The 13,188-nt window shown below is 41.0% G+C and carries 13 protein-coding genes; 6 read left to right on the plus strand and 7 right to left on the minus strand.

The annotated features are described in order from the left end of the window. Positions 1-291: 291 nt before the first annotated feature. Complete coding sequence (locus MA_RS20765; RefSeq protein WP_048065865.1) at positions 292-513, minus strand: hypothetical protein; 222 nt, start codon at positions 511-513, stop codon at positions 292-294. A 64-nt stretch (positions 514-577) separates the two neighbouring features. Here MA_RS20765 and MA_RS20770 point away from each other — a divergent pair, with 64 nt between their 5' ends. The 5 genes from MA_RS20770 (at position 578) to MA_RS20790 (ending at position 5,334) form a co-directional block, all read left to right on the plus strand. After that, positions 578-2,566 carry a cation:proton antiporter gene (locus MA_RS20770; protein WP_011023875.1) on the plus strand — a complete coding sequence of 663 codons (1,989 nt, stop codon included), beginning with the start codon at positions 578-580 and terminating at the stop codon, positions 2,564-2,566. Between the two features lie 827 nt (positions 2,567-3,393). Then, positions 3,394-3,777, plus strand: a complete 384-nt coding sequence (locus tag MA_RS20775; protein ID WP_011023877.1) for a DUF2178 domain-containing protein — start codon at positions 3,394-3,396, stop codon at positions 3,775-3,777. 96 nt (positions 3,778-3,873) lie between these two features. Continuing rightward, positions 3,874-4,077, plus strand: a complete 204-nt coding sequence (locus MA_RS20780; RefSeq protein ID WP_011023878.1) for a helix-turn-helix transcriptional regulator — start codon at positions 3,874-3,876, stop codon at positions 4,075-4,077. Positions 4,078-4,700: 623 nt separating this feature from the next. Next, complete coding sequence (locus MA_RS20785) at positions 4,701-4,880, plus strand: MM0924 family protein (RefSeq protein WP_048065866.1); 180 nt, start codon at positions 4,701-4,703, stop codon at positions 4,878-4,880. Positions 4,881-5,127: 247 nt separating this feature from the next. Continuing rightward, positions 5,128-5,334: an MM0924 family protein gene (locus MA_RS20790; RefSeq protein ID WP_048065867.1), complete on the plus strand. Its 207-nt coding sequence runs from the start codon at positions 5,128-5,130 to the stop codon at positions 5,332-5,334. Positions 5,335-5,860: 526 nt separating this feature from the next. Here the strand turns inward: MA_RS20790 and speB are convergent. The 4 genes from speB to MA_RS20810 form a co-directional block, all read right to left on the minus strand. Beyond that, positions 5,861-6,736 (minus strand): agmatinase, encoded by an 876-nt coding sequence (speB, locus tag MA_RS20795; protein ID WP_011023880.1) that lies wholly within the window; start codon positions 6,734-6,736, stop codon positions 5,861-5,863. Between the two features lie 77 nt (positions 6,737-6,813). Further along, positions 6,814-7,200 (minus strand): translation initiation factor IF-5A, encoded by a 387-nt coding sequence (locus tag MA_RS20800; protein ID WP_011023881.1) that lies wholly within the window; start codon positions 7,198-7,200, stop codon positions 6,814-6,816. 336 nt (positions 7,201-7,536) lie between these two features. Continuing rightward, on the minus strand, positions 7,537-8,748 hold the full coding sequence (locus MA_RS20805) for an ISL3-like element ISMac21 family transposase (protein WP_011022377.1): 1,212 nt from the start codon (positions 8,746-8,748) through the stop codon (positions 7,537-7,539). Positions 8,749-9,059: 311 nt separating this feature from the next. Then, on the minus strand, positions 9,060-10,784 hold the full coding sequence (locus MA_RS20810) for an aldehyde ferredoxin oxidoreductase family protein (RefSeq protein WP_011023883.1): 1,725 nt from the start codon (positions 10,782-10,784) through the stop codon (positions 9,060-9,062). Between the two features lie 259 nt (positions 10,785-11,043). Here MA_RS20810 and MA_RS20815 point away from each other — a divergent pair, with 259 nt between their 5' ends. Beyond that, the gene (locus tag MA_RS20815) at positions 11,044-11,481 is read left to right on the plus strand and encodes an NUDIX hydrolase (RefSeq protein WP_011023884.1); all 438 of its coding nucleotides are present in this window, start codon (positions 11,044-11,046) and stop codon (positions 11,479-11,481) included. 22 nt (positions 11,482-11,503) lie between these two features. Here MA_RS20815 and MA_RS20820 read toward each other — a convergent pair whose 3' ends face one another. After that, positions 11,504-12,151, minus strand: a complete 648-nt coding sequence (locus MA_RS20820; protein WP_048066558.1) for a matrixin family metalloprotease — start codon at positions 12,149-12,151, stop codon at positions 11,504-11,506. A 541-nt stretch (positions 12,152-12,692) separates the two neighbouring features. Beyond that, positions 12,693-13,169 carry a carboxymuconolactone decarboxylase family protein gene (locus MA_RS20825; RefSeq protein ID WP_048065868.1) on the minus strand — a complete coding sequence of 159 codons (477 nt, stop codon included), beginning with the start codon at positions 13,167-13,169 and terminating at the stop codon, positions 12,693-12,695. Positions 13,170-13,188: the final 19 nt, after the last annotated feature.

Here is a 13,188-nt window from a genome sequence, read left to right on the forward strand (position 1 = left end):
TCCAGAATATAGTACATGGAATTTTGTTCAGGAAATTAAATCCAGTCTTTTCCAGCTTATTTAAAGAAAATGCGTCTTTAATTGGTAAATGCTAAGATTTAATTAATCTATTAAATACTTTTTTGCCAAAAGGAGCTTCAACGTTTTTTATTTTCGGAAAATAATTCTTAAAAATCTCCCCTTATTCAAGAGAATTTCTAATTTTGTCCTTTCCCATCCTTTTATCTTCTGTTAAAACTACAATTCTTCTGGTATTCCAGATTCTACCCCCTTTGAAGAAGACATATATCATTAAAAAGGAAGAAAAGCAATTACTTCTTTTTTTAGCACTCCTGTAGAAAGAAAAATTGTTTCTAAAGGAAATAAAGGCCAGAATCCCATTTTAATTTTCAAATAGGAGGTATTTAAAGTACCAGGAGGCAAAAAAGGATTTTGGTGTTCCAAAAATCCATTTTTACCCTTATTTTTCGAATATGTCTCGAATGAATTCTGCCATTGCCGGGAATATCCCATTGCCGAAGTGCCTCCACTTTGCACCAATGAAATTTATATTAATTGAAAAGTCAATCTATAATTGATGGAATCACTGCTTTTGAGGGACCTCCTGATAATTTTCGGGCTTTCGATCCCTGTGGTCTTTGCATTTTCCAGACTGAAGATTGCCCCGCTGGTGGGATTTTTACTTGCGGGCATCCTTGCAGGACCTTTTGGGTTAGGGCTGATTCAAGAGAGCGGAGAAATAGAGTTACTGGCTGAAATAGGAGTCGTACTTCTACTTTTTACCATAGGGATAGAGTTTTCCCTACGCGACCTCTTGCAGCTCAGGCGAATCGTACTTTTTGGGGGCGGGCTTCAGCTTTCAATTAACACTCTTGCTGTTGCTTTTGTTTTCGTCCTACTGGGAAGTTCCAGGGAAACTTCTATTTTCCTGGGGGCGCTGGTGGCACTGAGTAGCACGGCAATTGTCCTCAAGATCCTGCAGGAAAAGGGAGAAATCTACAGTGCCCACGGAAGAACTTCACTGGGAATCCTGATCTTCCAGGACGTGGCTGCAGTGGTAATTATCCTCCTTACTCCTGTCCTGGCAGGCGTTTCAGGAGAAGAAAACGGCTTTTTCAAGCTTATCCTTCAGGCCCTGGGACTTGTCCTGCTCACCTTGCTCAGCGCCAGGTATGTTGTTCCTTTTATTATGTATCATGTGGCACGGACCCGCAACAGTGAGCTTTTCCTTCTGAGCGTAGTGGTTATAGGGCTCTCCGTTGCCTGGCTGACCTCCATGGCAGGGCTCTCCCTCGCTCTCGGGGCTTTCCTGGCAGGGCTGATTATTTCCGAGTCCGAGTATTCTACCCAGGCCCTTGGAAATGTTATCCCTTTCAGGGATATGTTCATGAGTATCTTTTTCATCTCCATAGGGATGCTGCTTGACCTGGACATCCTGAGGCAGCACTTATTCCTGATCCTTGCTGCCACCTTTGCGGTGCTGCTTCTCAAGGCTTTTGTAAATGCCCTGAGCACCTTCCTTATCGGTTTCCCCCTGAATACGATGATCCTGGTAGGCTTTTCCCTTTCTCAGGTAGGAGAGTTCTCCCTGATCCTTGCCGGTGTCGGTTTTGCAAACGGACTCCTCTCCACAGAAATCTATCAGGAGTTCCTGGACGTGGCGGTGCTTTCCATGGTACTTACCCCTTTCATCATGAGCATGGCCCCCCAAGCTGCGGCTTTCGCTCAGGAGCTTCCTCTCCCCCAAGTGCTGAAATCCGGCTGGTACAAAGGGTTTTTAGAGCAAAAAAGGGAAAAAGAGCTTGAAAATCACCTGATCATAATAGGTTATGGAGTCAACGGGAGAAACGTTGCAACCGCTGCCCGGGCAGCTTTGATCCCCTACCGCATAATCGACATAAATCCGGACACCGTAAGGAAGGAAAAGTCAAAAGGAGAGCCTATTATGTACGGAGACGCAGCCCAGAAAGCCGTACTGGAACATGCAGGCATAAAGACTGCAAAATCGGTTGTTATAACCGCAGGCGACCCTGTAAGCGCACAGAGGATCATTGAAGCGGCAAGGAGACTGAACCCGGAAATCCATATTATTGCAAGAACACACTTCCTGAGCGAACTCGACAGATTCTACTCCCTCGGCGCGGATGAGGTCATCTCGGACGAGTTTGAAAGTTCCATAGAACTCTTTTCCAGGGTACTCCACAGATACATGGTCCCTTTCAGCGAAATTGAAACTATGGGGGAGCAGCTTCGGGCAGACCACTACAGGATACTGCGCAGCCCTGAAATGCGCCGGAAAAGTCTCTGCGAACTTTCCCTTGACTTTTCTGAAGTAGAGATCCGAAGCATAAGGGTAGGAAAACACTCGGGTGCTGCCGGCCAAACCCTCGGGAACCTTAATATCCGCAAGAGGTATGGAGTTTCTGTCCTTGCAATTTCCAGAAACCATAAGCTAATCTATGACCTGAGAGCTGAAACCGAACTAAAGTCCGATGATATCCTGCTCGTAATAAGCCCCCCTGAAAGGCTTGAGGAACTGAGAGAACTTTTTGAGGAGAAAGAGTGAGAAGGTGCTTTTTCTCACAAATACTTTAGCTCTCTGTATAATCCTGTATTCCGGTATTGTCCTGTATTCGGTATTAATCCTTTTTCCGGTGTTAATTAAGTACTCCTGTATAATAGAGCAAGAAATCAATTATTTTTATAAAAAAAGAAGCGTAACTCCAGAGATATTATCAATTTGCAGAAATATGCTTGCAATATGATCTGTTTGCTAACTTATATCAAACAGACGTACTACTGCAGGAAATCAGAATAAGTACAATGACAGTAATACAAAATGCGATTTCAGTATATTTTAGAAATTTATCCTCCACGATTATAATAAGGAGTTGATCTTATATAAATTATTTCCATTGTAAGAATAAATACTCAGGAAAACATAAAAGATTATTCAGGGACTGCTAAATGATTAAAACCTTCAAATATGATTAGTTGAAACTTCAATTTTTTATAAAATTGTTTATTTGGTATAGATAAATATTATTCAGCATGACCAAAGGAAACGGTTCAATTTCCTTTCCCCTAGAGAAATACATTCCTTGAAATGAAGTCAAAAGACCTGAAAAAATAGATTCTAGATTCTGACAATGAAAAAGTACTGTACACGCATAAAGGCAGCAATCTGAATTTTACACTTGAAACCGATTTTTTAGAATTTTTTAATATTCTTTGTTCCGACACATATAAATAGTGTATCAACTATTCCACGCAATGTAAAATAAACATTACATATTGTAGAGATATATTTACATTATGTCTTTGAAAGTTGACAAAGAGACTACGCAGAATTGAGGTAATTATAACTGAAAAATATATGAGGAGATTATTCAAATGAAAAGGAATCAATTCACGATAATTTTGTTCCTGATTGTAATGTTTATGGGAGCAGTTTTAAGTTTTGCATATTCTATAGGAAACCCGGTGCTTGCAGTATGTATTTTCTTCGCAGGCGCAGCTGCTATATATCTATGTAAAAGCAGAGTGGAAGGTGTTGTGGAAGATGAGCGTGTTCGCCAGGTCAGCCAGAAAGCTTCCTATATTACCTTCCAGGTAGTAGTTTTCAGCTTTGCCGTCGGAGGAGCAGCCCTTATAGCAATGAAGAACACTTATCCGGGCTACACAAATCTCGGTTTTTTCATGGCATATGCAAGTTGTGCGGCTATTGCGCTTTATGGCTTGCTTTATATGTATTACAACAGGGAATACGGAGGTTGAAGATAACAGGCCGGATTTCCGGAGTATCCAAGTTAAGGAATTTTTATACTATACATCTGATTTCATATTTACTTTAGAAAAAGTAAGGGGGCTGAGATGAAGAACAATATTAAAGTTTACAGGGCAATTCATGACCTTACCCAGGAAAACCTTGCGGAAAAGGTGGGAGTAACAAGGCAGACGATAAATGCTATTGAGAAAGGAAAGTATGATCCCTCTCTCGATCTTGCATTCAAGCTTTCCAGACTCTTTAAAGCAAGCGTTGAAGATATCTTTCTCTATGAGAGCAACGAGAAATGAGAGCTGCCCTGAAAAGGGCTTATTCCTTAATTCATTACCATATAAAAGAATTGCAGAATTCAGAGAAGGACTTTACCTGAGAAAAAAGACCTCTCAGAAGAGAAAACAAGAGAATAAAGATATATAACCTTTTTTTGTACATAGAAACTCCGGTTTTTCAGGAAAAGCAGTAAAAATTATTTTTTTAAGTATTTACTGAGTTTTTACCCTGTTTTTCGCAAAAATAGACATTATAATATTTTTCCCAGCTAAACTTAGCTTTCCCGAGCTCTTCCACGCAAATAAACCTGAAGAAAAAACCATATAATAAGGATTTTATTTTTGGTAAAACCGCGATCTTGCAAAGAACTAAGATTTCAGTACTTAAGTTAATTTTCTTAACCGGGGTTTAAAGCCAACGCATCTGGAAAATCAAAATTAGTTTTTAAATAAATTTATAAGGAATGAACAGATAGTTAAATACAGATGTCTGTTTCCAGGGTCTCGGTTTGACAACCTTAAATACAGATGTCTGTTTCCAGGATCTCGGTTTGACAACCGATATATCTAAAGCAATGGTAGACAGATAATAGACAAGAAAAAACAGCTATCAGAAATAAGAATATCAGCAGGAGTCAACAAATATGATGCAATCTTTTATAGTGGAGCACTACCTCGAAAGTGCCATAGATGTTTACTGTGGTGGGCCAGATATTTTCAGGGGAACCGTAAAAGCCTGTGCGGATAATGTACTCACTCTCGAAAGTGAAGGAAAACTAACACATATAGCCATTGACAAGATTATTGCCTTGTGGGCTCAGTAAGTTTAAAACCTTAATTTCAAGAGCGTATAAACGGGGACAAAAGGGGGAAGAGAAAAGACATTAATGGTCTTTTTCTGAACCCTGTTAAAGCTGAACGACTCTCAGGACTGATGAATTAGCCTGGGCTTTTTACTTGGGTAGGTTTTTGCTTAGGTGTCAGGTATTTTTAGAATTCGTACCCGAGATGGGACTGATCTGGATTTAGCAGAATCGAAATTTGATACATGAAATACACGAGGTACAAGGAATGCAGTCTTTTATAGTGGAGCATCTTCTCGGCGAAGTTGTGGATGTCTACTGTGGAGATCCCGACATTTTTAATGGAAAGGTGGAAGCCTGCGCAGACAATGTGCTCACTCTTGAAAAGAACGGAAAAAACACGCACATAACAATAGACAAGATCATAGCTATCTGGCGTGTATCTGACATTCCGCAGATATTCCCTGGAGAATAACATTTCTCGCCATCGTTTTTGGAGAATAACTTCAGAATCTGCAATTATTTTCTCAACCGACTCTTCATGAAATGGAAGTTGGGAGCTTTCGATGGAGACACGAAATCGAAATGTGTGAACATTTCAAAAACGCACGTTTGAATAATCAGGGTAGTTTTTAGAAAAAACTATAGCATGAAAAATCCTGAAAATTGAAAAACATCTGCGGAAAGCGGGCGTACATAGTAAAGATAAAAGAATGTGACAGAGTCACTTTTTAGAATAAACGCTGTCGAATTAAACGCCGTCGAATTAAACGCTGTCGAATTGGAGAAGTCCCGGGATGGGAAACTTCATCCTTTTCTACCATATTTTTACAAAAAGATGAAACTGTTTGCCAATAGCAACCGCTTTACCAATAGCAACCGCTTTACCAATAGCAACCACTTTACTAACAGCAACCGTTTTACTAACCAGCCACTGTAGGAGTTTTGCAAAGCCAGATAATTTTCCAGGTTTATGCTCTAAAACTCACATTCTACGCAGCTTATATTTTAGTGCAGCTTTTTGCATGGGAGGCAATGAACTCCCTCATAAGTTTTGCTCCGAGCATGGCTGTCTGTCCCGAATCGTATTCGGGGGCAATTTCAACAATGTCAAAAGCCATTGAAAAAGGAGCAAGTGTCCTTATTGCAGTCCTGACGTCCCGGGCACTGAGACCAAACGGTTCAGGTGTGCCGAGCCCCGGGGCATAAGCAGGGTCTATTGCATCCATATCAAGGGAAAGGTAGAGCTGGCTGCAGTTCAGCCATTCAATTGCTTCTTTGAGGACTTCGACCATGCCTGTTGACTCAACATCATCTGCCGTGTAGTATTTCAGGTTATTTTCCCTGGCAAAAACCCATTCTTCTTCCGGGCCGCTCCTTATGCCTATGGAAACGAGGTTCTTCGTGACCTGCTCGAGAATGTTCCTGGACACACAGGCATGGTTATGTTTGAATCCCCTGTACTCCTGCCTGAGGTCGAAGTGGGCATCAAGGATAAGGACTCCGAAATCATCTCCTGCAAACTCGGCACATGCCTTTACCGTAGAATAGGTAAGGGAATGTTCGCCTCCAAGCATGATGGGAAGCTTCCCGTCGTTCAGCAGGCCCTTTACATCTTCATAAAGATCCCTTAAGGTCTCGTCAACCGAAGCTGAGGTTTCCAGGTTTCCGGCATCATAAATCGGAAGGTCCACAAGGTCAATGTCGAAAGTCGGGTTATAACTCTCAAAATTTGCGGAAACCTGCCTCATCGCATCCGGAGCCCAGCGGCTACCTGCACGATACGAGGAAGTATTGTCAAAAGGTACGCCGAAAATAACATAGCGTGCAGATTCATAGTCTGCGAGAGCATCTATAAAGGAATTGGGTAAAAACATACTCTGACCTGATGTAAATTAGTTATTAAAAAAAGAACTCAGGTTATTGACCTGAGTTTTCACTGCCGTTAAAAGGTTTATGTCCTTATGTCGAGTTTGATCTTTCCGAGGGCTGTGATATATGAAACTTCTTCGCCCTCTTTTACCTTGTCTTTGTATTCATCGGGGATTACAATCTCAAAGGTTGAGAAGTCTCCCATATCCATAAGCTGGGCGATGTCCCCGGTAATTGAGATTACCTGCGCACTCTTTCTTTCCACAATCGGGACATAGATTTTGTTTGCAACGGAACCGATGTAGGAGCGCTTCTGGTTGTCAAAGAGTCCGATAGCTTCAACCCTTGCTTTTGCAGCGCCGTGCTTCCCGGGCTTGGACTTGGAAATGCTCTTTATAACACATGCTTCGTCGTCAATAATTACGTATTTCCCTTCTTTAAGATCCTTTACTTCTACCTGCTGTTTCATAGTGATTCTCCCATACGTTTTAAGAAATGTCTATATAAGCTGTAAACGTCATACCGGATTTGCCGAATTTTTCAGGGTAAATTCCGGAGAAGTGGTATAAGAAGGCTGTTCTAATTTTTAAGCCTGTCTACCCGTTCATCCATACTTTGCTTAACTGCGCTGCATAGAAAAGCTCGAAAGTAGTTACTGCCTGAATACCTGTATAACCTCACAGGTCGAGAACTAATACGATTAATTATCCTACAGTATATAACGCTTATGCGAGATTTTGATTTTCCGAGCGTAATTTCAGAGAGAATTTGCCGAAATAGTGAGATTTTCTGGCTCTTCGCTATTTCATGTGGGTAACCCAAATTTAAGTTTTCCTAATTTTAGATAGATCATATTAATAAAATATTGTATGTTTTTAAATCCTCTTGCATTTCTTTTTTGCAACTGTACAATACTGTTAATTCCTTCGAGGATTCCATTTGTTATCTTTGAGTCGAAATAATTCAATATCCCATCCCAATGCTTTTTGACCGTATTTGCTGCTTCAGTTATTGGAGTTATCCTGCTATGAGTTGCCCAGAAATACCATTTTTTGAGATATTGTGTAGCTTCTTTCCTATTTTTAGAATCCCAAAACTCTTGAAGACTTAACTTTACATTATATGCTCTTACCGTTTTCAGTTTTTGATTCTTAAGAGCTAGAAACCTTTCTTTTTGCTTTTCACTCAAATTCCCTTCATTTTTGAGCCATAAGTACTTACTATTCTTCAATTCTTTTATCGTTGATTGTTCCTGTTTTCTAACTTCATCAACTGCTTCATTCATCATTTTCATTACATGGAACTTATCAAACGTAATTTTTGCATCTGGAAATTCACTTGAAATTCCATTAATGAAGGCTGGTGACATATCACAGCTAATGGATCGAATCATGGTGGGTTTCCCACCATGATTTATTAAGTCCTTATTAAATCTGGTAAGAGTCGAAGAGTCTTTTCCTTCACAAACATACATAACCTTTGATTTTTCGATATCAGCTACTATAGTAACGTATTTATGTCCTTTTTTAAACGAAGTTTCATCAATACCAATTTTTGAAACTTTTGAAAAGTTCTCTTTTGCTCGTGATTTCTTGACATAATAGATTATGACTCGCCAAATTCTTGTATCGTGTTCATCAAGCATTATAGCTACTTTTAATATTGGCATGCTTTGTGCTAGTGTTATGATAATAGCATCCATAAGAAGAGTAAACCCACTTTGTTTACGAGCCCAAGGAACTTCGATTTGATGAACTCCGCAGTCATCACATTTAACTCTTGGAACTCTGCAATGCAAATAGGTCTTATATTCAAAGAAATTGAGGTGACGCCATACTTTATCAATAGTATCATGGATGGAACAGTTCGCACCACTACATTTAGGGCAAGGAAATTTAGATCCTTTTTTAAAATCGATCCAAATATCAAGTTGCTTTAATTCGGGATTAAAATCGATATCCTTAATGTACCAGGGATCTTCGATATTCAAAGCTTTCTGAAAAAGTTCGTTGTAAATGGTCGATCAAACTCCTGCAATTATATGAATAAAAGAAGTGATTACTAAATTATATTTTAATTGCGTTATATTAAATTACCCATACAAAACAGCGAAGAGCCGATTTTCTCTTAATTTGAGGAAAATATTATTTATTAAACATCAAATATGACGATTTAAAAGAACAGGAAAAGACCTGAAAAGGAATCTAAAGGAATCTTAAAGAGCCTGAAAGGAATATCAAAGGAATCTTAAAGGGAACTAATAAATCTTAAAGAAACATCATTCCTGAGAATTTGCAGTACATTCAAAAGTCCGAAGCCTGCTTTTGGTTATTTCCAACAGTCGAGTCCAAGTTTCATCAGTTTTTCCGGAGAAGGCACCCCTTCTCGATCCCAGACACGATAAAGGTAATACTCCTGAAGAGCAGTTTCAAACTCCTGCCTGGGAATTCCATCCACCCTCTCTTCGCTGCCAGCTTCAAACAGCCTTTCCGGAAGGGTATCAGCTTTCCGTGTAAAACCTGCTTTCAGGTTATAAATTCTCTCAAGGTTCCAGATTCTTTCTCCTGCTTTAAGGAGTTCCGCAGGAGCGATTTCCAGCCCTGCCCCCGCTCGCAGGAGAGCTGAACAGAGCTCTTCATTGATGGCAAAAATCGAAAACGAACAGAGTACAAGAGAATCCAGCACAGCAGTCAGGTTTTCAAAAACCTGTAAGATTCCGGCTTTTCCACGAAGGCTGAGGCGGTCAAGGAGCAGAGGCTTTCCAAGCACTTCGGGACCGACCATAAAGGCTGTAAGGTAATCCCCGCCGTGGCAGGAGGTTGCATAAGCAAGGGCCTGTCCTCTAATCCCCCTCGGGTCAAATCCTCCCAGCTCGAGCCCCTTTACATCCATACTGAGGTCTTCCCTCTTCCGGGCCGAGAGGTAATTTCTGGCTCCTTTTCCCGGTTCATTTCCTTCCCCGATTCCCAAAAGCAAGGTTTCAAGTTCCCTGGGTTCTATTTTCCCGGATTGGAATTCTGCACAGGCGCCAAGCACGGACCCGGCGGATACAGGGTCAAACCCGTAATCCTTACAGATCCTGTCTGCCCGGAGTACCGAATCAAAGTCTGAGTTTTCAAGGTTGAACCCGAAAGCCCAGAGAGAATCGTAGTCAGGAAGAAGCTGCCGGGTTTTCTTTATCCTCCGTTTGCAGCCCAGGGGACAGGCAGGGCAGTTTTCTCTCTCAAGCTCGAAGCTGGCTTTGATATACTCTCCTGAGAACAGGTCTGCAAAAGGAGTGCCCTTTCCGGAAAAGTTTCTGCAGGGGATAAGCCCCATATAATCCAGAAGCTTTACAAGCGCAGATGTGCCATAGTTTGCAAGCCCTTTGGAAAGCACTGGATTTGCATCAAAAAGCTTTAGCATCTTTGTTTCAAGCTCTTCGAACTTTTCAAGCCTGGCAGGCAAAAGTTCTTTTTCTCCCTTTACAACCACAGCTTTCAGCAGCTTTGAGCCTGCAACAGCTCCCAGTCCCCCCCTTCCGCTGTGAGCGGAATCAAGGACAAAAGAAGAGATAAGAACTTCTTTTTCTCCTGCCCTGCCTATGCAGGCTACGCTTCCTTTACTTTTCAAGGATTCAGTACATGTTTCGGTATTTTTTCCCCAGAGCTGGCCAGCATACATAATTTTTATCTCATCTCCCCTTAGCTCCACATAAGAAGGGTTCTGTGCTTTTCCACTAATGACCAGGGCATCGATTCCGGCTTTTTTCAGTTCTCGCCCAAAGCCCCCGCCTGTGTTCCAGCTGAATACTGTGCCTGTGAGAGGGGATTTCGAAGTAAGGACTGCACCCGAAGCCATGGGAGCAAGGCCTGTAAGCGGGCCGGTAGTGAAAATAAGAGGGTTTTCAGGTCCAAGAGGATCAATATCAGGATCTGAAAGCTCGGAAAGCAACTTTACGCCAAGTCCCCTGCCCCCCAGGTACATGGGGATTAATTTTTCATCGGTACCGGTGATGGTAACTTTTTCGGAGCTAAGATCCACATATACTGTTTTTCCTGTCCAGCCAGCCATATTAATCCCTTTTTATGCATCTTTTTTCTACTTTTTTGAGCCGGTTTCTTATTTATTTTAACCGGATTTCAGATTATAATTCTTTTTCCATTCGTTTTCATCTGTTTCGGAGATATTACCATTTTCCTTTAAGTTTTTAACCACTCTATAGAAATATTTTCCTTAAAGCATCAATTAAAAGAAAATTTTAATCAGATCTTTACTGTGAAGATCCTGAAAAAGCCAGACTTTAAGACAGAGGAATCTTAGATAATACTACATGAATCTGGAGAAACCTTATATCATTTCTGTATACGCCCTTGTCCAGAATGAGAAAGGGGAATTCCTGCTGCTCAAACGCTCGGAAAACTCCCGCACCAATCCCGGAAAATGGGATTTGCCAGGCGGAAAGGTAAACCTGAAGGAGACTTTAAAAGAAGCAGTTGTACGTGAGGTATGGGAGGAAACCGGAATTTCAATATTTCCAGGAGAAATTGCGGGAGAGGTAACCTTCGAACTCACGAAAAAAAAAGTTATTGCTATTGTCTTTAATGGGGGATATGTTATGTCTGAAGTTAAATTGAGTTCTGAACATATCGAATATGCCTGGACCTCCCTGGAAAGTATTCTCAAAATGGAAACGCTTCCTGCTTATTTCAAGGACTTTTTCAGAAGATTTGCTCTTGAAAACAAAAAACCTTCTGATCCGCCCGTTTGATCTGCTGCCCCAGTTTCAACTCTCATTTGAAGTATTTATCTTCAAGTTTTTTTCGTTTTCTCCGGCTGTACTGCCAGCTTATGCCAAGGAAGATGAGAACTACAAGGGCTACCAAACCTGCTACCCGCAGAATGGGTCCATATTTACTCAGCAAAATGGGGTTCACATTATCCCGGAGTTCATATTCGGGATACATTATATCTCCCCGGTCATTGCTGTGCCCGAGCCCAAGGGCATGCCCGAGCTCGTGCTTTGCAATGGTGAACATGGTTGCGTCCCCATACTGCCGCCAGCCCCTGCCCTGGTAGTTTCCAACCTCAAGGACTATATCCACTTCTTCGAAACGGTCTCCGGAAATGCTGGGCTTTGCATAGCCCGCTACACCCGAAGGGGCTCCTTCGACATTTTCCAGGTTCTCCACCCACCTTATTCTTATGTCAGCGTCTTCGGAGTCGATAACCTCAAAAACAGGGCTGTACTCGAGATTACCGTTTCCCCCGTTTTCCCAGTATGCAAGAGCCTTTTCTATTTGTTCATAGTAGGTGGTGCTGTAATGAAGAGGGGTATTACTGTCGTCGATGTACACTGTAATAGGGGAATGATCCCAGGGCTTGTCAAGAATCTTCTCCTGATCTTCCCCGGCTGCCGGAGAGGACAAAAATAATATCATCAGCAATAAGATAGTAGAGAAAGTGATTACAGGAATATTTTTTCGATTAATGAAAAAGGACCTCCATTATAGGTAATTAATTTATTTTCAGTTATGATTATATTCGGTTACGATTTATACAAGGTAAAACTGCTGTACATGCATATTTTGTTAGTTATAGGTGAGCCTCGATAAAAGTTTACAAATCTCCATAAAGACTAATGAGCCTCGATAAGACTTATGAATCCGATAAAATTTGCTAATCATGTTAAAGCCTTATGAATCGCGTAATTAAAGCCCGAAAAATATCTGTCAAAAAAATAAGCTTTAAGATTATAAGTACATTAACTCACTGAACTTTAATAATATGTTGGACCGGAATTTAGGCTGTAAAATAACTTTTAGTTTGAACTGGAGTTTAAAAAACATTTTTTAAAAATTAAATTTAAAATGAAATTTTAAGAAGTGAGCCTGAAAAAGTTCAATCTACGGCATTTTGATGCTGTTGAATTGATGCTGTTGAATTGATGCTGTTGAATTGACGCTGTTGAATTGACGCTGTTTATTTGATGTTTGCTCCGGCGATATTGCATACTTCGCAATCAGGATCACAGCAATGTTCGTTTTCTTCGCTTCCCTTTTCATCCCCGGGGAATTCGGATGCAAGAGCCCTTGTACTTTCCGCAAGTACTGCTGCATTGGACAGGGAAGCCCCTATCATTATTGCAGAAAATATTTTCTCTTTCGGGATGCCTTTTCTTTTTGCGATTCTTATATGCATTTTCAGGCAATGCCCACAGCGGAGGGCAGAGGCTACACCTATGGAAATAAGTTCCACGGTTTCCGGATCGAGATTTTTGAACTCTCGCATGATGGAGTTATCATAAATAGTTTTCGGGATGAAGATCTCAGGGAGATCTTTCATAAAGTTCATAATATAAGGCACTTCCCCGTACTGTTTCCGGACATCCTCGAGAAGTTCCGGGATGACTTTCTCGGGGTCATTTTTTAAAACTTCCACAATATCCTCAAGTTCCATAAGAAACCACCACACACAT

The sequence above is a fragment of the Methanosarcina acetivorans C2A genome (assembly GCF_000007345.1).
Classification (GTDB): domain Archaea; phylum Halobacteriota; class Methanosarcinia; order Methanosarcinales; family Methanosarcinaceae; genus Methanosarcina; species Methanosarcina acetivorans.

Coding starts and splice junctions, on each gene's coding strand:
- MA_RS20765 (WP_048065865.1), bottom strand. CDS start 513: ATGGGATATTCCCGGCAATGGCAGAATTCATTCGAGACATATTCGAAA.
- MA_RS20770 (WP_011023875.1), top strand. CDS start 578: ATGGAATCACTGCTTTTGAGGGACCTCCTGATAATTTTCGGGCTTTCG.
- MA_RS20775 (WP_011023877.1), top strand. CDS start 3,394: ATGAAAAGGAATCAATTCACGATAATTTTGTTCCTGATTGTAATGTTT.
- MA_RS20780 (WP_011023878.1), top strand. CDS start 3,874: ATGAAGAACAATATTAAAGTTTACAGGGCAATTCATGACCTTACCCAG.
- MA_RS20785 (WP_048065866.1), top strand. CDS start 4,701: ATGATGCAATCTTTTATAGTGGAGCACTACCTCGAAAGTGCCATAGAT.
- MA_RS20790 (WP_048065867.1), top strand. CDS start 5,128: ATGCAGTCTTTTATAGTGGAGCATCTTCTCGGCGAAGTTGTGGATGTC.
- speB (WP_011023880.1), bottom strand. CDS start 6,736: ATGTTTTTACCCAATTCCTTTATAGATGCTCTCGCAGACTATGAATCT.
- MA_RS20800 (WP_011023881.1), bottom strand. CDS start 7,200: ATGAAACAGCAGGTAGAAGTAAAGGATCTTAAAGAAGGGAAATACGTA.
- MA_RS20810 (WP_011023883.1), bottom strand. CDS start 10,784: ATGGCTGGCTGGACAGGAAAAACAGTATATGTGGATCTTAGCTCCGAA.
- MA_RS20815 (WP_011023884.1), top strand. CDS start 11,044: ATGAATCTGGAGAAACCTTATATCATTTCTGTATACGCCCTTGTCCAG.
- MA_RS20820 (WP_048066558.1), bottom strand. CDS start 12,151: ATGATATTATTTTTGTCCTCTCCGGCAGCCGGGGAAGATCAGGAGAAG.
- MA_RS20825 (WP_048065868.1), bottom strand. CDS start 13,169: ATGGAACTTGAGGATATTGTGGAAGTTTTAAAAAATGACCCCGAGAAA.